Source organism: Aster yellows witches'-broom phytoplasma AYWB (assembly GCF_000012225.1).
Lineage (GTDB): Bacteria > Bacillota_I > Bacilli_A > Acholeplasmatales > Acholeplasmataceae > Phytoplasma.
Window position 1 is genome coordinate 558,247 of the sequence record NC_007716.1, and the last position, 18,225, is coordinate 576,471.

The following is an 18,225-nucleotide window of genomic DNA, read 5'->3' on the forward strand; positions in this document are numbered from 1 at the left end:
CTTTTAGCAATAAAATTCTTTTAAATATTGAGCAAGGGTGATAAAACAATAGTGTGCTTTAAAAGGAATTCCTAAAGTTTGATTTAAATGTTTTAAAATTTTAAAAGTATCAGGAATATCTAAGTTAAATTGCTCAAAGTGGGAGTGTTCAAAAAAATTTTCTTTTGTACCATCAAAAAGCAATTTTCCTTGAGACAAAACCAAAACACGTTTTGCATATTGGGCAACCAAATTCATATCATGAGTAATAATGATAATGGTTTTGTGAAATGTTTGATGCAAAATTTGTAAAAATTCCATAATATCAGAACTACTTTCCAAATCAAGACCACGTGTAGGTTCATCAAGGATTAAAATATCAGGCTGCATGGCTAAAATACCTGCAATAGCTACTTTTCTTTGTTGCCCATCGCTAATTTGAAAGGGAGATTTTTGATGTAAAGCAGGAGGAATGTTGATTTGTTCTAAAGTTTTGAGAGCTTGTTTTTGGGCTTGTTGTTTGTTATTTAAAAAAACTTCAGCTCCAAACATTACATCTTTTAAAACAGTTGTTTCAAATAATTGATATTCAGGGAATTGGAAAACTAAGCCTAATTTTTGGCGCAAAGGAACTAATAGCTCTTTTTTGGTTTTAGAAGTTATGGTAGTGCCGTAAGCTGTTACTTTTCCTATATTTGTGGTAAGCAAAGCATTCATTAATTGCACTAAAGTCGATTTGCCTGAGCCGGTTTTCCCCACTAAAGCAATAAATTCATTTTGAGAATTAATTTTTAAATTAATATCAGATAAAGCGGCAGCTTTTGTTTGGGTGGGCTGGATTTTTTTATTATAATAAAAGCTTACTTTTTCAAATTGTATTGCCATAAAATATCCTTTAAATTTTCTAACATTTGATTATTTTTAATTTTTTTGGTGGTGCTGTCTTTTAAAATTTCATAGTAAAGCTGCAATGATAAAGGGGGGGTTAATTTATATTGTTGCAAAAATAAAGGGTCTTGCAAAAGGTTTTTAGGTGGTCTTTGGGTAATTAATTTTCCTTGATAAAGAACAATAATTTCATCACTTTTAGAGGCAAAATCTAAATCATGAGTAATGGTAATCAAAATTTTATTTTTAATGGTTTGAATAATTTTTTGCACTTCCAAAGCACCTTGAGGATCTAAAAAAGAAGTTGCTTCATCAAAGATAATAATTTCAGGTTCCATAGCTAAAATGGAGGCAATTGTTACACGTTGTTTTTGTCCTCCTGAAAGTTGATTCACGTTTTTATCTAATAAATCATCTATTTTTACCATTTTTGCATATTTCAAAACTTTGGCTATAATTTCTTCTCTACAAACATTATAATTTTCCAATCCAAACGCAATATCTTCTCTTACAGTAAGTCCTGTAAACTGATAATCAGGATTTTGGAAAACAATACCTATTTTAGGTCGCAAAATAGGCAAATTTTTTTCATTTAAAACGATATTGTCAATTACAATTTGTCCTTTGTTAAAAGCCAGCAGTCCTAATAAAATTTTGGCTAAAGTAGATTTTCCCGAGCCATTATGACCAACAATAGAAACCCAAGAATTATTTTGAATGGTTAAATTAATATCTTTGAGAATAGGATTGCAACCATAATAAAAAGTTAAATTTTGAATAGATATCATAACTTTAAATTTTTTCTTTCTTTGTTTGAATGTTTGATAGTTGTGAAGGGGCATTTTTGAAATAGTTGATTTATTTTGAGTAGTTATAAATTTGAAAAAAAGAAAACCACTTTTGCAACGAATCGTAAATCACAATATAAAATAAAAAATAAGATTGAGTTTTTATGAAAAGGTGGAAAAATTTTTATAAAATGGAGTAATTAAATTTAGTATCATCAATTTTTTGCAAATAACAAGTTACAAAAGAAACGATGTTTTTTAAATGATTGGGTTCAAAAGGATTAGTAAGTCCTGTAGTTTTTAAAAGGTTTAAAAAAGTTTGTGAACCGCCTAATTGACATAATTTTAAGTACTTTTGCCAAGTATGGGAATAATCTTGTTGACTTAAAAGCCAAATTTCTAAAGCACAAATTTGGGCTAAAGTATAGTCAATGTAGTAGAAAGGAGTAGAAAAAATGTGGCTTTGGCGAAACCAAAAAGTACCTTTTTCTAAAAAAGGGTCGCCTTCATAAGTTTCTAACAACAAATATTCTTTTTCCAAATTTCGCCAACATTCTTTTCTTTGGGCGACAGTCATTTGAGGATTTTGATAAACTTCATGTTGAAAATGATCCACTAAAGCACCATAAAGTAAAAAATTAAGGGATTGATATAAATGTAGAAATTGATATTTGTCTACATCTTGAGCAAAAAAATCTTTTACCCACGGATAAGCTAAAAATTCCATTCCCATAGAACTAATTTCAGCTGCTTCTAAAGTAGGCCAACGATATTCAGGAATTAAATGACGGCTTTGATAAACTTGGAAGGCATGCCCTATTTCATGAGTCAAAACTTCTACATCATGGCTTGTGCCATTAAAATTAGCAAAAACAAAAGGAGCGTTATATTTAGGAAGATAAGTGCAGTATCCACCGCCTGTTTTGTTGGGTTTACTATCTAGATCTAATAAGTTTTTTTCTAAGAGAAAATCAAAAAATATTTTGGTTTGGAGAGACATTGCATGATACATTTTTTGTGTTTGGGATAATTGAAAAACAACTCCTCCTTGAGGTTTGGGATTGCCACTTACAAAATTAAAACTTTTGTCATAGCTTTCCAATTTAGCAATGCCTAAATGTTTGGATTTACGTTTTTGAGTCATGGTATAAAACGGCAAAACATGTTTTAAAATGTTGGTACGATAATCTGCAATTTGGTTAGCATCGTAATCAGTTCGTCCTAAAAGATCATAACCTAAGGCAACAAAGTTGGAATATCCCAATATTTGAGCCATCTTAGTACGCGTTTTCACTAAATGGTCATAAATAAGATCGTATTCTTTTTCGTTTTTAGCAAAAAAATGCGAAACAGCTAATTGGGCGTTTTTTCTAGTTTGCCTTTGGGATGATTCCAAAAAAGGAGACATTTGACTTAAATTATAAATTTTACCTTCAAAAGAAACAGAAAAATCAGAAATTAATTTTTGATATTTGGTTGTTAAAGCATTTTCTTCTTTTAAATAAGGAATAATTTTGGGGTCAAATGTTTTTAAAAATAGTTTGGTTTGATCAAATAACAAGGAACCAAATTCTTGAACTAAGGCGTCATAATATTTACTTTTTATCATAGTTTGACTAAATTGATGTTGCAATTCGGTTATCAAAGGAGCATTTTGGTCACAAAAATGTTTTTCTTCTTGATAAAAAGTATCTTTTACATCTAGGCTATGCCTAATTTCTGCCAAAGTAAACATGGAATTGATGTCGTCCATTAATGAATTAAGACGGTTAATAATTTTAATTTGTTCTGGTAAGGAAACATCCAAAAAAGACTCTATCATATACAAAATAGTTTGTTTGGTTTGATTAATATCAACTCTTTGATATTCAAAATCTTGAAATTTCACTTTGGTTTAATCCTATTTTTTAATTTTTATTTATTTTGATTTGAAAAAAATTTTATTGTCGAATAACTATATTTTAATTATAAATTAATAAATTTGATTATTTCTTATCGAATTCATAAGTATCCGCTAAAAATTGCAATCTTTTAAACAGCTCCTTTAAAAGGATAACTACAAAAAAGGAAGTCACAAACACTAATGATAATCTAATAAACAAATCTACTTTGAGCATTTCAATCAAAATTGTTTTCATTGGAGTTTTAACTTGCCAAGTTGTTTTTTTAAAAAGATCTATTTTTAAACGATATTTTAATACATTAAACCAATTACATACTTGATACAATCCAGAAACAAGGGTAATTACTAAATAAAATTTTAAAAAATAGTCTTTTTTTTGCAACAATAAACCAGTCAACAAAGCAAAGCAAATAACACAAGAAAGATTGGCAAAAGGTTCAAATCCAAAACTTTGAGTTTTGGGCATTAAATAAAAACCGATAGCCTCTGCCAAAGAAGCCCCAATGCAAGAAAGATACCAAGGAACATAAAAAGACATTACAATTAAAGGCAAAAAGCGCACATATACAAGAAAATCCGTATGGATTCTAAAAATCTTTAACCCTGGTATAGTTGTAAAAGTAGTTGTTTGATTACCAAATGTATAAAAAACTTTAGTTAAAATAATTGATAAAGAAGTTAGATAAGAAGTGAGGATGATTTGTCTTAAAAGTTTTTGATTGCGATTAAAATTATTATTCATAGTTTTTCTCTTTTCTTTGTGTATGTAATTTTATTATTTATATTAATAAAATGTTCTTTGACAACATTGATAAAAAAAAGAGGGGGCTAAAATTATCTATAATAGTTAAGGTAGGTTTTAATTCTAGGATTTAAGAAAAACAAAAAAATAAAAATAAAGGAAAAAGTATTAAAAACAGGGATTAAATTATAACACAAACACCAAATAATAGGGTTGTAGTTTAATGGAGCTAAAAAGGGGAAATAATTTTGTTTATTTGTAATAAGGGGCAACCAAATAAAATAAGAAGCTAAACATTTAAAAGCAAAAACAAAGGTAAAGACTATTAATAAATTAAGTAAAATTCTTTTATAATTATCAAAATATTTTAAATTAGGGGTGTAAAAAACAAAAGAAAGACTATAAGATAAATCAACTAAAAGATAATCTAAAAGCAAAACTGCAATTTGTTGTAAGGGAGGCATTTTTTGGTCTTGCATATAAGCTAAAATGTTGTTTGATTCACTTAAAAAAATAGCTTTAAATAGGTGAAACAAAGCATAAAGAGAACAAAAAAGAAAGCTATGTTTTTTTCCCAATAAAAAACCAATTAAAATTAAGGGAAGGAGAGAAACTTTAATAAAAGAACCTATATTTGCTCCCATTTTGGCAATACCTAACTTATCATAGGCAAATTCTAACACAATTGTTAATCCTAACAAAGTAGAAGCAATAATGTGTTTTTGCAAGGGAGAAAAGAAAACTTTTGTTGCTTTGTTATTGGTTTTTAGCATATGAGATTAATTTCTTTCTAAAAAAATATCAAAATTACTTTTCATCAAGTAAAGTAATAATTGAGGTAAAAAAATAAAATAAGGGGCGGAAACGGAGAAATAAAGAATGGGGATGATCGCCGCCAATAGAAAATTATTAATAAAAGATATTGATAATAAATTTAATTAATAATAAGGTGATAGCAATATTTTATAATGGTCGCAAAGGAGAAAATAAAGAAAGTAGACCACTTTCAAAAAATGGTCTAAGGAGTTTTATTTATAAAAAAGATAGATTCTAAAAATTATTAAACTAAAGTTGCTACTTTGTGAAGCAATCTTACTAATTGACTAACATAACTCATTTCATTGTCATACCAAGATATTAATTTAATAAATTTAGGTTTTTCTTTGAGGACTTGCAAAGTGTGAGAATCATATAAAGAACCATAACTTGTTCCAATAACATCCGAGGAAACAATAGGATCTGTAATGTAGGCTAAAGTTTCATTAGCAGCTTTTTTAAAAGCTGCATTGATGGTTTCTGGAGTAGTTTCTTGGATAAGTTCTGCGGTAATGTCAACTAAAGACCCTGTAATTGTAGGAACTCTAATTGCTGTACCATCCAGTTTTCCTTTTAATTCAGGAATAACTAAACTAATAGCTTTGGCAGCTCCAGTAGAACTTGGCACCATATTAAAGGCTGCAGCTCTACCACGACGTGTCCAAATGCCTTTGGGATGGTTTTGATCAATTAAACTTTGGTCGCTGGTGTAACTGTGAACAGTAGTCATAAAAGCTTGGTTGATGCCAAAATTATCATTTAAGACTTTAACAACAGGCGCCAAACAGTTAGTAGTACACGAAGCCCCACTTACAATGGCGTCTTCTTTGGTTAGGATTTGATCATTAACATTGTAAACAACTGTTTTTACATCCCCAATAGCAGGAGCACTAATTAACACTTTTTTAGCTCCAGCTTCTAAATGAAAAGATGCTTTTTCTTTGCTAGTAAAAAAACCTGTACATTCTAAAACAATATCTACTCCTAGTTTTTTCCAAGGTAAACATTGAGGGTTTTTTTCTCGAAATACAGGAATTTTTTGTCCTTCAACTACTAAATAGTTGTCTTCAAAACTAACAGCGTCTAATTTGTAAGGTTTTTGAATGCTGTCGTATTTTAATAAATAAGAAATAGTTTCTAAAGTTGCTAAATCATTAATAGCTACTACTTCAAATTTAGGATTTCCAAAAACAAGACGAAATGCTAATTTACCGATACGCCCAAAACCATTAATTGCTACTTTAACTTTCATAATTAATTAAACCTCTTTTTCTTTTTTTATATTTTTTTAATGTAAATAATGGATCTATTTATTTTTTGTGATGTTTGTAATATTTAGTAATTTTAAAAAATGATTGAAAAATAAAATAAAAATAGGGGGGGTTGTGATTACAGTTTTTCAATGCATGAAAGCCCCGGCATTGGTTTACCTTCTAAAAATTCTAAAAAAGCGCCCCCACCAGTAGAAATATGGCTGAAATTTTGATCTAGACCGTATTTAAAGACTGAAGCAGCACTATCGCCGCCACCAATAATAGTAGTTTTATTGGGTGAAAGATTACTTATTGTTTGGGCTAAAGCTTTGGTTCCTTTAGAAAATTGTTCAAATTCAAACACTCCTACAGGACCATTCCAAACAACCGTTTGAGCCGTTTGTAAATGAGTTGTGAAAAGTTCAATTGTTTTAGGTCCAATATCAAGTCCCATTACATCATCAGGAATATTATCATAACTATAAACAGCTACTTGTGTTGTTGGCGAAAATTCTTTTCCACAAACAAAATCTTTAGGTAAAACGATTTTTTTGACTTCTGGAGAAGCTAATAATTCTTTTACTAAAGGGATTTTGTCTGCTTCTAGCAAACTAGTACCTATGTTAAAACCTTTGGCTTTAAGACAAGTATAGCTCATTCCTCCACCTATCAAAAGAACATCAACTTTTTGCAAAAGGCTGCGAATAACTCCAATTTTGTCAGATACTTTGGAGCCACCCAAAACAGCAACCAAAGGTCTTTGAGGAGTTTGTACAATTTTTTTTAAAAAAGATATTTCTTTTTCGACCAAAAAACCAAAACATTTTTCTTTGATATATGTTGCAATGCCTACATTAGAAGCATGGGTGCGGTGGCATGTTCCAAAAGCATCATTGACAAAAATATCACCTAAAGATGCCCAATATTTGCCTAATTCGGGGTCGTTTTTACTTTCTTTTTTGAAAGGAACATCTTCAAAACGAGTGTTTTGTACTACTAACACATCCCCTGGAAGCATCTTGCAAACAGCTTGATTTAAGATTTTTCCTTGGGTTTCTGGAACAAACTTTACTTTTTGTTGCAAATGAAAAGCAATTTTTTCAGCTACCACTTGCAAGCTAAAATGGACTTTATCAGCTTCAGTTTTTACACGTCCCAAATGAGAAAAAATAATAACTTTAGTTTTTTGCTTAACCAAATATTGTAAAGTGGGTAAAATAGCCTTAATTCTGTTGTCATCTGTGATAACGCCGTTTTCTAAAGGAACATTTAGGTCTGCTCGTAATAAAACTTTTTTATTTGTAATGTTCATATTAGTTAAGGATTTTGTCATGCATTTATGCCTTTCACTTAATAAATATTAATTATTTTTAAGTTATTTTTAATATAAATTAGTAAATAGTTAGTTTTGATTGTGTCATTTTTATTATAAATTTTTTTTATTTTATCAAATGTTTAGAGTAATAATAATTTTTAAATTATTGATTATTATTTTAGTGTTTATGTTTTTTAATTTTTTCGATTGTTGATTATGGCAATTCGTCTTTAATGACATTTAGTTCTTCCAAGCATTGATCAAGTTCACCTTCTATAAGGTTTTATTTGCGATTGGTAAAAACTCATATTACAAAAGTTAAAAAAAACATTTCGCCTCTCATTAACCGTTGCTTTTCAAAATCATTAATTCTTTCAACAATAAATTGAATTTATAAAGAAGATTTTTCTTTTAATTTGAAATTATCGTATTCAGTTAACCTAATTTTAACATCTTTAATTAACCACTCTTAATAAAACAAAAAGTTTGGTTTCGTTTTTTCCTTTAAAATAACTGCACAAAGCTAAAATACCAACAAATAATAGTTACAAGTGTTTTAATTGCTAATAAAACAATAACTATAGTATTGTTGGTGTTCATATTTGTATTAGAACTTACCATATTTTGGACCTTTCTTCTATAAAATATAAAAAAGGAAGTTTTTTTTAATGGTAACTATATTTTTTTAAGGAAGTTATTTAAAATTAGAAATTATTAATATTAAATAATTAGGCTTTGTTGATTGAACCAAAAAGAGCTAATTTATGCCTCATTAATTCTTTAATAGCTAAAAAACCGGGATTTAATAACTTGCGCGGATCAAAGCCTTTGTCTGTTAAATCTTTTTTTTCTTCGATGTATTGTCTAGTGGCTCGGGCAAAAACTAATTGAAATTCGGTATTGACGTTGATTTTTGCTACTCCCAAAGAAATAGCTTTTTTAATCATGTCTTCAGGAATGCCAGTTCCTCCGTGCAGCACTAGGGGCATTTGTTTTTTAGTAAGTGCTCTAATTGTTGCAAAAACACTAAAATCAAGTCCTGTCCAATTATCAGGATATTTACCGTGCACATTGCCAATTCCAGCAGCAAGCATATCAACACCTAAATCAGCAATTTGTTTGCATTCTTGAGGATCTGCAATTTCTCCTTTACCAATAATGCCATCTTCTTCACCACCGATGCCCCCAACTTCTGCTTCTATTAAAAGTCCTTTTTGGTGACATATTTCAGTGATTTCTTTGGTTTTGCTTAAATTTTGGGCAAAATCATAATGACTGCCATCAAACATAACAGAAGTGAAACCTGCCTCCATTGCTTGTTTGGCGGCTTCATAAGAGCCGTGATCTAAATGCAAAATAACAGGAACAGAGACATTATAAAAGGCGTCTAGTTCTCTTACCATTGCAACGACTGTTTTAAGTCCTCCCATATATTTTGCAGCTCCTTCGGATACTCCTAAAATAACAGGTGATTTTAGTTCTTCGGCAGTTTGTAAAGCAGCTTTGGTCCATTCTAAATTGTTAATATTTACTTGAGCTATAGCGTATTCTTGTTGATGTGCTTTTAAAAGAACATTTTTATCGGAAGTTAACATTTAACTTAATCCTTTCTTTGGTTTTAGATTTGCATCTAAATTGTAATTAATGAGGTTTGTTAATTGGATTTTTTGAATAAAAAAATAATTTAGGAATTTAGAAAAGTTTTTTAAGGTATAAGTGCAAAAAAATATTATTATTATTGTCAAAAAGAATGCAAATTAACGTTTTTAAAATCACAAAACAGAGAAGAAAAATATAAAAATTATAAAAGCCAGCAAAAATGTATGCTGTTTTTAAATTAAAATCCAAAAGAAAAAATTAAACTAAATGATGTAGTTTTAAAAAATCATAGAATTTATCATCGTCGATATGAGGAGCCAAAAGATTACAATTATCTTTTATTTCTTGGCAATTGGTGTTTTCCAATCCGATGCCTAAATCAGCTAATTTAAGCATTTCAACATCATTATAGCCGTCTCCTACGCAAACTAATTGATGATTGCAGTAAAGCTCTTTTAATTTTTTAATACCACAAGTTTTATTCACGCTTTGAGGAACTAAATCAACACCACCATTAGTTCTCCAATAATACTTTTGCAAGTCTTTCAAATCTTTAAGAAAATTTTGCAATTTTTCTTTGTTGGGTTCGAATAGCCACACTTGATAAACATTGTTGTGCAAATGGAATTCAGGGTCAACTACAGATTTTTTATTGGTGCAATAAAGCTCTCCTAATGAAGGCGGAATTAAGTCTTGTGGACTTGGCACAATTTCTTGTGTCATTCCTGTAAGACCTATGTGAATGTTGGCTTGATGGGCTTTTTCAATTAGTTCTTTAACTACTTCTTTTTTAAAAGGTCTATCATCAATTACTTTATCAAAATATTTAGTAAGACCGCCGTTAAAAAACACAAAATGTTTGAAATAAGGTAGCAAATCACCTAAAACATCTATTCTTTTAATGTTTCTTCCTGTGGCAACTGCTAAAACATTATCAGGGTTTTGGGATAAAGTTTGGATGGCTTTGATCGTTTGAGGAAAGATTTTTTTATATTTAGAACTTAAAAGGGTGCCATCAATATCAAAAATAAATAAAGATTCTTTTTTTTGTTTCATTTGAAACTCCTATTATCCTAACGTATTTGAAAAAAACAAAAAATGATGAAATGCAAAAAATGAAAGAAAAAACAATTAGAAAAAAAGGAGGATTAATTAATTGTAGCAAATTTAAATAAAAACATTTACCAAATCATTAGTAACAAAAAGGACAATCATTTTTTTGAAAAATATCTTTAGTGGAAACTAAGACTTGTTTGCTTGCTATTTGAGCAAAAAATAAAAAATCCTCGGTTTGGAGGGAAGCTTTTCCTGCTAAAATACCATCAATAGCGGGTTGTTCTAAAATAGATTTAATATTGGCAACAGACAACGAACCGCCATAAATAATTCTAATTGCACAAGATGCTTGGAAAGAATAAAGTGCAGTGACTTTTTCTCGGATTTGTTCAATGGTTTTGTTAGCATCTTGGGGATTTGCGCTTTTGCCTGTACCAATTGCCCAAACCGGTTCATAAGCGATGATCATGTTTTTTAATGCTTCTTCTGGAACGCCTGCAAAAATGTTGGTTAATTGTTGGTCTAAAAACATTTGAGTTTGGTTGTTTTCCTTAGTAAGAAGTGATTCACCCACACAAACAGTAGGAACTAATTTGTGTTTGAGAGCCGATAAAAGTTTTAGATTAACTGTTTGATCAGTTTCTCCAAAAAGAGTTCTTCTTTCGCTGTGTCCTAATAAAACGTGTTTGACACCTAGTGAAAGCAAATTTTGCGGTGAAACTTCACCAGTAAAAGCGCCTTCGGTTTCATAAAACATATTTTGAGCCCCTACTTGTAAATTGGCGCCTTGTAATTGTACTAAGGGATCTAATAAGGTAAGTTGGGGGAAAATTAGAGTTTGGACTTGGGTTTGATCAGGAACTTGCAAACTTACTTTTTGGATAAATTCCAGAGCTTCGTCTTTGCATTTGTGCATTTTCCAATTACCTGCAATCACTTTTGTTCTTGGTTTGTAATTCATAAATTACTCCTTTAATATTTTTTTGCAAAAAATAGATGATTAGAAAAATTTAAACTAATTTTTTAAATCAATATTTTTTGAAGTAGAAATTATTAAAAAAATAAAATATTGAATTAAAATTTGTGATAAAGAGAAAGAAAAATACGAAAAGATTTATTATTTTATATTAACATTTACAAATAAAATTATATCATAACAAGGCAAAGGCAAAAAGATTAAATGTTTAAAAAATATAAATAAATATGGTAGTTTAGATTTACTTAAAAAGGTAAATTAAAGAGTATGAGAGCAAAAAAAGAACTCAAAAGCCAAGAATCAAATCTATCTAAAAAACCACCATGACCCGGAAGGAAACTTCCAAAGTCTTTGATGCCATAATCTCTTTTAAATTTGGAAGCTAACAAATCGCTGATTTGAGAAATAATTGAAATTAAAAAAGTATAAATGGAGAATCTAATACAAGAGTCACATTTAAGAAATAAAAAGACAATCAAAACTGTTATAGTAGAACCGAAAGTGCCTAAAATAGCACCTTTTTGAGTTTTTTTAGGACTTAGGTGAGGGGCTAGGGAACTTGTTCCTAAAAATGGACAAAAACACGGGAAACGCGCTAAAAAAGCAAAAGAATCAGTGAACATAACTGATAAAACAAACAAAAAAAAATAATGCCAATGTAGGAAAAATAAAGAAAAAAGACAAGCCATCAAAAAACCTATATAAAAAGTGATAAGAAAGGTTTTGCTTACATCTTTAGTTTGCAAAAAGGGTAAAAAAACTAGCATTATTAAAACTAACAAAAAAGGTAAAAATAAAAGGAGGAAAAAATAATAATTAAATAACGGTTGTTTTAAATATGATAAAAAACTTTTGAAAGGTAGCAAAAAATCATTTCTTAATTTATTATTTTGACAAATATTTTGATACAAAATCAAACAAACGCCTGTAAAAAATAATAAAGTAGAAGTGGCAACTAAACCAAATTTAATAAAGGTTTGTTTTTGGGTGTCTTTGGGGTGGTTGAGTATAAAAAACATTTCTTGGACTGCTTTTATTACTAAACTGGCAAAAACTAAAAATTTGATTTCTAAAGGAGCGCAATAATAAAAGAAAAAAGAAAATAAAACTAAGGTCCCCCCTGTTATTATTCTCTTTTTTATCATATAAACCTCCATTTTTTTAAAGCAAAAGGTAAAAATTGGGTGAAATTATTATATTTTAAAAACAAAATCATTTTAAGCTTTTGATAATTCAATGTTTTTAGTGGCAGTTTGTTTGTCAATAAGTTTAATATTTTTATCAGTTAATGTTTGAATTTGATTTAAATAAAAAGTTTCTAAATCTTTAGTAAGTTCAACTTTTTTGATTTTGTCGTTGCCTTCGCGACGAACGTTTCTGATAGCTACTTTGGTTTTTTCTGATAGTTGCTCTACTTCTTTCATTAAAGCTTTTCTTCTCTCTTCGGTTGGTTTGGGGAAGACAAGCCTTACAACTACACCATCAGTTTGAGGAGTGATTCCTAGATTAGACGCCAAAAGAACTTTTTTAATATTAGGAATTAAATTGCTATCGTAAGGTTTGATGTTGATTTGGTTACCTTCAGAAACACTAATAGAGGCTAACGTTTTTAAAAAAGTGGTCGCTCCATAATAATTAACAGTAATTTTATCTAAAATATTAGGATTAGCAGTTCCAGTGCGAATATCACAAAAGTTTTTTAACATTAATTCTTGGGCTTGAGTCATTTTAATTTCTAAAGACGCAAGAATATCTTTGGCAAATTGTTGCATATTTATTCTCCTTTTGAACTAATAACAGTACCTATGTTGCCTTCTTTGAGTACAACTTTTTTGATGTTACCTTTTTTTAACATATTAAAAACTAAAATATCGATATTATTTTCTAAACAAAGAGAAGCGGCTGTAATATCCATAACTGCCAGTCTTTGAGATAAAATTTGTTGGTGTTTTATGTGTTTGATTAAAACGGCATCTTGGTATTTTTTGGGATCTTTATTGTAAACACCTTCAATATTGTTTTTAGCCATTAAAATAACATCGATGTTTAGTTCGGCAGCTCTTAGGGCAGCAGCAGTATCGGTGGAAAAATAAGGAGAACCAGCTCCTGCACCTAAAATAACTACTCTATCTTTTTCCAAATGACGAATAGCTTTGCGGCGAATATAGGGTTCAGCTACCGAAGAAACAGGAAAGGCGGTCATCACGCGTGTGATGGTGTTTGTTTGTTCTAAGGCATCTTGCAAAGCTAAAGAATTCATGATAGTTCCAAGCATTCCCATATAATCTGCCTGAGAACGATCCATACCAAGTTCTTCACCAGTGCGCCCACGCCAAAGATTGCCTGCTCCTACAATGATAGCAATTTTGACTCCTAAGTCTTTTATTTCTTTGATTTCCCAAGCAATTTTTTTAATAGTGCGAGGATCAATGCCGTATGAAGAGTCGCCTTTAAGAGATTCACCACTTAATTTTAAAAGAATTTTTTTATGCATCCACAAACCCTTTCTTCATAAACATCCGAAACATCTTTAAAAGAGTCTAAATTTGAGTTTGTTAAATGAAGTATGAAATAAAGTATTTTTGAATTATTAGTTACCCATTTCCCAACGAACATAATAAACTACATCAGTATTGTTGGCTTTAAGGTAATCTTTTACTTTTTGATCTGCATTTTTGACAAAAGGTTGTTCTGATAAACACATGTCTTTTAACATTTTGCCTAAACGATTTTCAATAATTTTTTCTATCATTTGTGCTGGTTTGTCTGATAATTCTTTGGCAGCTTGTTTGTGTAAAATCTTTTTTTCTTCTGCTAAAAATGTAGGGTCTACTTTGTCAGGAGTTAAAAATTGTGGTTTGGAAGCAGCTATATGCATCGCTATGTCTTCTGATACAGAAGGGCAGTCGTTTTTTAAAACTACCAAAACAGAAATACGTCCACCTTGGTGTTTGTAAATTCCAAAAGATTCTTGAGGCTTTTTAGTAACTTTTAAAACACGTTTAAGAGTGATATTTTCGCCCAAAACTGAGGTTTTTTCGAACAATAATTCTTGAACTGTTTTATTTTGATAATTAAAGGCTAAAAGGTCTTTAACGTTAGATAATTGTTTTTTTAAAATAATTTCTCCAAGCATTTTTACTAATTGTTGAAAATGTTCGTTTTTAGAAACAAAATCAGTCTCAGAATTGATTTCATATAAAAAAGCATTATTGCCAGCAAAAACAATATTAGTGATGCCTTCAGAAGTTACGCGTCCTTGTTTTTGAGCTGCTTTAATGATGCCTTTTTCTCTTAAAAAAACAATGGCTTTTTCAATGTTGCCTTCAGTTTGTTGTAAAGCTTTGTGACATTCATTCATTCCAGCATGCGTTTTTTGACGCAAATCCTTAATCATTTCGGCTGTAATTTTCATTTATTGCTCCATTCTAAATTTTAATAATTTGATTACTTTTAATTATAAATTGTAAAAATAAAAAAATTGTGTATTGGTTAGTTAAGGACCAAAAAAATTTAATTATCTTTGATTTTGATTTTGGTAAGATGGTTTTCTTGGTGAATCTTGGTAAGGACGTTTGTTAAGGGTGTTGTAATTTTGAGGTTTTAATGGGTTTTTGGCATCAAAAGTTTCTGCTTTTTCAGCAACACCACCATTGCCTTGAACACAAGCATTAGCCATTAACCAAATAATTAATTTCACTCCTCTAATAGCATCATCATTAGCAGGAATAATGTAGTCCACTAAATCAGGGTCACAGTTAGTGTCTACAATCCCAAAAACTTTGATTCCTAATTTTCGCGCTTCGGCAACTGCGATGCTTTCTTTTTCTGGGTCAAAAATAAAAATAGCTTGAGGCAAGTTTTTCATGTCTTTGATGCCACCTAAGAATTTTTCTAATTTGTCTCTTTTGCGCTTTAATTTCACTACTTCTTTTTTAGGAAGTTTTTTCCAAAGTCCTTCTTCTTCTTGTTTGTGGAGCAAATGAAGTAATTCGATTCTTTTTAAAATAGTTTTGAAATTAGTTAGCGTGCCGCCTAACCAACGATGATCCACGTAGTATTGTTGTGAACGTTGTGCTTCTTCTCTAATCGATGATTGAATTTGTTTTTTGGTGCCTAAAAATAAAGCTTTTCCGCCTGAAGTAATGATGTTTAGCAATTCTTGATAAGCTTTTTCAATTTCTTCTGAAGTTTTTTTCAAGTTGATGATATGAATGCCATTTCTAGAAGTAAAAATGTAGGGTTTCATTTTGGGATTCCATTTGCGAGTAGCATGACCAAAATATACTCCTGATTCTAATAATTGTTTTGTTGTAACTACTGCCATTATTATTAAAAAACTCCTTTTTATTTTGATTGATATATTTTCTGAAATATTGTAATGAATTGTGATTAAAAATAAATAAATGATAACTTTGTTTGTGTTTGGGCTTTTTCATTTTAACTATTTAATACATTTTTTAATTGTGTTATAAAATATTTGAGCAATGCATTTATACATCCCTTATGATTAAATAAAAGCTTTTTTTGAAAATTTTTTTTGGGAAGAAAAATTGACGTTTTGAATAATTATGTGATAATTATATAAATTTATAAATCATAAATATAATAACTAAAAAAAATTAAATAATTAAAATTGACGGGCAAAATGGTTTTCCTGGTAACAAAAACAGCAACAAACAAACAAATGAATTAAAAAAATAAGAACAAAAAATAAAATGTTTTTAAAATGATGAAAATAAATAACTTTTTTCCTAACATATTTTATCATATTTAAAACCATTTAACAATGTTTTTGTTGAATGGAGTGCAATTTTGTTACTTTGTGCTACCAAAACCGCCTTTTCTGTAAAAATTATTTTCTTTTTCTTGGGTAATTTGGAAAAAGGTTTGAAAAATTCCTTGTGCAATTCTTTCACCTTTGAAAACTTGAACTGGGCTTTTAGAAAAATTATACAAAGCAATAAAAATATGACCTTCATTTTGCAAATTATTATAATAATCACTATCGACTACTCCCACGCCGTTGGCAAGGGTAAGTTGTTTTTTTAATGGCAAAGAAGACCTTACATAAATTAATAAAACTTCGTTACAAGGAAAATATGCTTTAATTCCTGTGGGAACCAAAATGACTGTTTGCGGTGGAATTTCAATGCTTTGGGATGCTTCAAAATCATAACCAGCGCTGAATTTGGTTTGACGTTGGGGAAGATTGATTCCTTGATTTTGATAACTGCTTACTTTTTCAAAAAAACGGTTTGTTTTATTCATAAAATTAAACCTTGGCTTTCTTTTGGGGGTAGTTAGTAATTTCATTTCTAAATTAATAAATACAAATCACAAAATAAAAGTAATAAAAACGAGAGACAAAAAATAATTAAAAAAGGGTGATAAAAATATCAAAAAATGAGTTTAAATATTATAAAAAAGTTAAAGATTCCAATCAACAGCTTTAATTCCACAAGTTTGCAAATAAGTATTGGTTCGAGAAAAGGGTTTAGATCCAAAAAAACCTCTATGAGCGGAAAAAGGGGAAGGATGGGGACTTTTAATTATGCAATTTCGGGATTGACAAATGTATTGTTCGTATTTTTGAGCAAATTTGCCCCACAAAACATAAACTATATGCGGTTTAGCTTGCAAAGCTTGAAAAATAGTTTTGGTAAATTCTTGCCAACCAATTTGATGATGACTTAAGGGTTTATCTTTTTCAACAGTCAAAATAGCATTAATCATCAAAACGCCTTCTAGTGCCCATTTAGTTAAATTATTGGTGCAAGCAGCAATTTGTAAATCATTTTTTAATTCTTTAAAAATATTGGATAAACTAGGTGGTTTTTGGAGTGTTTTTACACTAAAAGACAAACCGTGAGCTTGATTTTTGCGATGATAAGGATCTTGCCCCAAAATAACTACTTTCACTTTTTCAAAAGGAGTTAAATTAAAAGCTGCAAAAATATCTTCTTGATTGGGATAAATAATTTTGTGATTGGTTTTTTCTTCTTGCAAAAAAGTAAATATTTTTTTAAAATAAGGTTTGGTTTTTTGATTATTAATGATTTGCCACATTAATTGTTTACCTTTTGTTTTGTTATTATCAAAATTATTGTTCTATTATTGTATAATTTGGCTTTATTTGATTGTATTTTGTAATTATTTGGCTGCTTTTAGTTCTTTCATTAAAGCATATAAGAGATACGCCATAATCATTAAATAAACGATTATTAAAAACAAATATAAGGGGCGTTGGAATAAAAAAACAAAGAAAGAACGAATATAATCAAATAAATTTCTGATGAATGAAAAAATATAACGGTGTTTAAAAATATATTTTCCTACAATTTTGTCATAAGGAATTTCTTTTTCGTATGGAAGTTGGGGTTCATTTGCATCACCCCAAGTACCAATTAATTTTTTATTTGGATCATTAGAAACAACTCTATGAATAATAAAACGCTTTTCTTTGGCATCTTGTCTTTCTTCTTCAGAAACATTAGGATTATTATAATGAGGGTGTTCGAAAATTACAATATCGCCGTCTTTTGGATTATTTATGCCTACTTTATAAGGTTTGGTTATGGGATTTTTGGTAATTTGTTTCCCGCCAACAGGCATAAGTTTGGAAGCATCCCAAACACCTATAATAAAAACTTCATCTCCAGGACCATGTATAAAAGGCTCCATGCTGCCAGAAGCAACAGGAAAATGAGCAATACCTAGATATTTGGCTGAATATGCAGGAAAAAAAACATTACCCAAAGAAGCAATAAAGAGATAGATTAGAAAAAAATCTAAAATAATAATCATACTTTTTTTAAAAATTAAAAAAAAGTATTTCGTTTTTTGACTTTGTGGTTGAATTTTTGTTTTATTTTTGAACATAAATAATTATCATAATAATGAATTATTT

At 29.5% G+C, this 18,225-nt stretch carries 18 protein-coding genes; all 18 read right to left on the bottom strand.

Annotated features, from left to right (window positions below; genetic code table 11):
* Window positions 1-3 precede the first annotated feature (3 nt).
* A complete protein-coding gene (locus AYWB_RS02645; RefSeq protein ID WP_011412819.1) occupies window positions 4-864 on the bottom strand; it encodes an ATP-binding cassette domain-containing protein in 861 nt (286 codons plus the stop codon).
* Window positions 840-1,655 (bottom strand): ATP-binding cassette domain-containing protein, encoded by an 816-nt coding sequence (locus tag AYWB_RS02650; protein WP_041639900.1) that lies wholly within the window; start codon window positions 1,653-1,655, stop codon window positions 840-842. The genes AYWB_RS02645 and AYWB_RS02650 overlap by 25 nt, the downstream gene beginning before the upstream one ends.
* A gap of 184 nt (window positions 1,656-1,839) precedes the next feature.
* Window positions 1,840-3,543 carry a M3 family oligoendopeptidase gene (locus tag AYWB_RS02655; RefSeq protein WP_011412821.1) on the bottom strand — a complete coding sequence of 568 codons (1,704 nt, stop codon included), beginning with the start codon at window positions 3,541-3,543 and terminating at the stop codon, window positions 1,840-1,842.
* 97 nt (window positions 3,544-3,640) lie between these two features.
* A complete protein-coding gene (locus AYWB_RS02660) occupies window positions 3,641-4,300 on the bottom strand; it encodes a hypothetical protein (RefSeq protein WP_011412822.1) in 660 nt (219 codons plus the stop codon).
* Between the two features lie 92 nt (window positions 4,301-4,392).
* Window positions 4,393-5,073, bottom strand: a complete 681-nt coding sequence (locus AYWB_RS02665; protein WP_011412823.1) for a hypothetical protein — start codon at window positions 5,071-5,073, stop codon at window positions 4,393-4,395.
* 287 nt (window positions 5,074-5,360) lie between these two features.
* Window positions 5,361-6,368 (bottom strand): type I glyceraldehyde-3-phosphate dehydrogenase, encoded by a 1,008-nt coding sequence (gap, locus tag AYWB_RS02670; RefSeq protein WP_011412824.1) that lies wholly within the window; start codon window positions 6,366-6,368, stop codon window positions 5,361-5,363.
* Window positions 6,369-6,505: 137 nt separating this feature from the next.
* Window positions 6,506-7,702 carry a phosphoglycerate kinase gene (locus AYWB_RS02675; protein WP_011412825.1) on the bottom strand — a complete coding sequence of 399 codons (1,197 nt, stop codon included), beginning with the start codon at window positions 7,700-7,702 and terminating at the stop codon, window positions 6,506-6,508.
* A gap of 710 nt (window positions 7,703-8,412) precedes the next feature.
* On the bottom strand, window positions 8,413-9,279 hold the full coding sequence (fba, locus tag AYWB_RS02680; RefSeq protein ID WP_011412826.1) for a class II fructose-1,6-bisphosphate aldolase: 867 nt from the start codon (window positions 9,277-9,279) through the stop codon (window positions 8,413-8,415).
* Between the two features lie 262 nt (window positions 9,280-9,541).
* Complete coding sequence (locus AYWB_RS02685) at window positions 9,542-10,339, bottom strand: HAD-IIB family hydrolase (protein WP_011412827.1); 798 nt, start codon at window positions 10,337-10,339, stop codon at window positions 9,542-9,544.
* Window positions 10,340-10,475: 136 nt separating this feature from the next.
* Complete coding sequence (gene tpiA, locus AYWB_RS02690; RefSeq protein ID WP_011412828.1) at window positions 10,476-11,300, bottom strand: triose-phosphate isomerase; 825 nt, start codon at window positions 11,298-11,300, stop codon at window positions 10,476-10,478.
* Window positions 11,301-11,560: 260 nt separating this feature from the next.
* On the bottom strand, window positions 11,561-12,460 hold the full coding sequence (locus AYWB_RS02695; RefSeq protein ID WP_041639903.1) for a phosphatidate cytidylyltransferase: 900 nt from the start codon (window positions 12,458-12,460) through the stop codon (window positions 11,561-11,563).
* A gap of 72 nt (window positions 12,461-12,532) precedes the next feature.
* Window positions 12,533-13,087 carry a ribosome recycling factor gene (gene frr / locus AYWB_RS02700; protein ID WP_011412830.1) on the bottom strand — a complete coding sequence of 185 codons (555 nt, stop codon included), beginning with the start codon at window positions 13,085-13,087 and terminating at the stop codon, window positions 12,533-12,535.
* A gap of 2 nt (window positions 13,088-13,089) precedes the next feature.
* Window positions 13,090-13,815 carry a UMP kinase gene (pyrH, locus tag AYWB_RS02705; protein WP_011412831.1) on the bottom strand — a complete coding sequence of 242 codons (726 nt, stop codon included), beginning with the start codon at window positions 13,813-13,815 and terminating at the stop codon, window positions 13,090-13,092.
* A gap of 90 nt (window positions 13,816-13,905) precedes the next feature.
* On the bottom strand, window positions 13,906-14,730 hold the full coding sequence (gene tsf, locus AYWB_RS02710; protein ID WP_011412832.1) for a translation elongation factor Ts: 825 nt from the start codon (window positions 14,728-14,730) through the stop codon (window positions 13,906-13,908).
* A 102-nt stretch (window positions 14,731-14,832) separates the two neighbouring features.
* Complete coding sequence (gene rpsB, locus AYWB_RS02715; RefSeq protein ID WP_011412833.1) at window positions 14,833-15,642, bottom strand: 30S ribosomal protein S2; 810 nt, start codon at window positions 15,640-15,642, stop codon at window positions 14,833-14,835.
* A gap of 491 nt (window positions 15,643-16,133) precedes the next feature.
* Window positions 16,134-16,586: a dUTP diphosphatase gene (gene dut, locus AYWB_RS02720; RefSeq protein WP_041639907.1), complete on the bottom strand. Its 453-nt coding sequence runs from the start codon at window positions 16,584-16,586 to the stop codon at window positions 16,134-16,136.
* 159 nt (window positions 16,587-16,745) lie between these two features.
* Window positions 16,746-17,384, bottom strand: a complete 639-nt coding sequence (locus AYWB_RS02725; protein WP_011412835.1) for a uracil-DNA glycosylase — start codon at window positions 17,382-17,384, stop codon at window positions 16,746-16,748.
* An 84-nt stretch (window positions 17,385-17,468) separates the two neighbouring features.
* On the bottom strand, window positions 17,469-18,122 hold the full coding sequence (locus AYWB_RS02730) for a S26 family signal peptidase (RefSeq protein WP_238374405.1): 654 nt from the start codon (window positions 18,120-18,122) through the stop codon (window positions 17,469-17,471).
* Window positions 18,123-18,225: the final 103 nt, after the last annotated feature.

Coding starts and splice junctions, on each gene's coding strand:
- AYWB_RS02645 (WP_011412819.1), bottom strand. CDS start 864: ATGGCAATACAATTTGAAAAAGTAAGCTTTTATTATAATAAAAAAATC.
- AYWB_RS02650 (WP_041639900.1), bottom strand. CDS start 1,655: ATGATATCTATTCAAAATTTAACTTTTTATTATGGTTGCAATCCTATT.
- AYWB_RS02660 (WP_011412822.1), bottom strand. CDS start 4,300: ATGAATAATAATTTTAATCGCAATCAAAAACTTTTAAGACAAATCATC.
- AYWB_RS02665 (WP_011412823.1), bottom strand. CDS start 5,073: ATGCTAAAAACCAATAACAAAGCAACAAAAGTTTTCTTTTCTCCCTTG.
- gap (WP_011412824.1), bottom strand. CDS start 6,368: ATGAAAGTTAAAGTAGCAATTAATGGTTTTGGGCGTATCGGTAAATTA.
- AYWB_RS02675 (WP_011412825.1), bottom strand. CDS start 7,702: ATGACAAAATCCTTAACTAATATGAACATTACAAATAAAAAAGTTTTA.
- fba (WP_011412826.1), bottom strand. CDS start 9,279: ATGTTAACTTCCGATAAAAATGTTCTTTTAAAAGCACATCAACAAGAA.
- AYWB_RS02685 (WP_011412827.1), bottom strand. CDS start 10,339: ATGAAACAAAAAAAAGAATCTTTATTTATTTTTGATATTGATGGCACC.
- tpiA (WP_011412828.1), bottom strand. CDS start 11,300: ATGAATTACAAACCAAGAACAAAAGTGATTGCAGGTAATTGGAAAATG.
- AYWB_RS02695 (WP_041639903.1), bottom strand. CDS start 12,460: ATGATAAAAAAGAGAATAATAACAGGGGGGACCTTAGTTTTATTTTCT.
- frr (WP_011412830.1), bottom strand. CDS start 13,087: ATGCAACAATTTGCCAAAGATATTCTTGCGTCTTTAGAAATTAAAATG.
- tsf (WP_011412832.1), bottom strand. CDS start 14,730: ATGAAAATTACAGCCGAAATGATTAAGGATTTGCGTCAAAAAACGCAT.
- rpsB (WP_011412833.1), bottom strand. CDS start 15,642: ATGGCAGTAGTTACAACAAAACAATTATTAGAATCAGGAGTATATTTT.
- dut (WP_041639907.1), bottom strand. CDS start 16,586: ATGAATAAAACAAACCGTTTTTTTGAAAAAGTAAGCAGTTATCAAAAT.
- AYWB_RS02725 (WP_011412835.1), bottom strand. CDS start 17,384: ATGTGGCAAATCATTAATAATCAAAAAACCAAACCTTATTTTAAAAAA.
- AYWB_RS02730 (WP_238374405.1), bottom strand. CDS start 18,122: ATGATTATTATTTTAGATTTTTTTCTAATCTATCTCTTTATTGCTTCT.